The sequence below is a fragment of the Cupriavidus sp. IK-TO18 genome (genome assembly GCF_015549295.1).
Classification (GTDB): domain Bacteria; phylum Pseudomonadota; class Gammaproteobacteria; order Burkholderiales; family Burkholderiaceae; genus Cupriavidus; species Cupriavidus oxalaticus_A.
This window is the reverse complement of sequence record NZ_JADGMP010000094.1, coordinates 1-665: the sequence shown is the minus strand read 5'-3', so window position 1 is coordinate 665 and position 665 is coordinate 1. Positions and strand designations below refer to the sequence as shown.

Below are 665 nucleotides of genomic sequence, written 5' to 3'. Positions count from 1 at the left end.
CAGCGTGTCGAACTTGATGCCGAGCTCGTGCTGGGCAGCTGCCACCTCGTGGTGGTGCTTTTCGACGCGCACGCCCATCTCCGACAGCACGGTCAGCATCTCGGAGCGCATGTCCTGGCAGCTGTCGATCGGCGGAACCGGGAAGTAGCCGCCCTTGACGCGCGGACGGTGGCCGAGGTTGCCGGTCTCATAGTCGGTGTCGTCGTTCGACGGCAGTTCGGTCGAGTCGAGCTTGAAGCCGGTGTTGTAGGGATCGGCCTTGTACTTGACGTCGTCGAAGACGAAGAACTCGGCTTCCGGGCCGACATAGACGGTGTCGCCGAAGCCTTCCGACTTCAGGTAGGCCTCGGCCTTCTTGGCGATGCCGCGCGGGTCGCGGTTGTAGGCTTCGCCCGAAACCGGATCGAGAATGTCGCAGAGGATGACCATGGTCGACTGGGCGAAGAACGGATCCATGTGGACCGTGTCCAGGTCGGGCATCAGGACCATGTCGGACTCGTTGATGGCTTTCCAGCCAATGATGGACGAGCCGTCGAACATGACGCCATCGGCGAACATTTCTTCCTCGACTTCGGCGATGTCCATGGTGACGTGCTGGAGCTTGCCCTTCGGGTCGGTGAAGCGCAGGTCAACGAACTTAACGTCGTTGTCCTTTATCTGCTTCA

1 protein-coding gene is annotated in these 665 nt (G+C 60.9%); it reads right to left on the bottom strand.

All coding sequences use genetic code 11. The features are described from left to right. A partial coding sequence (locus IPF36_RS34245) for a glutamine synthetase beta-grasp domain-containing protein (RefSeq protein WP_195432367.1) occupies window positions 1-665 on the bottom strand: 665 nt, incomplete at both ends.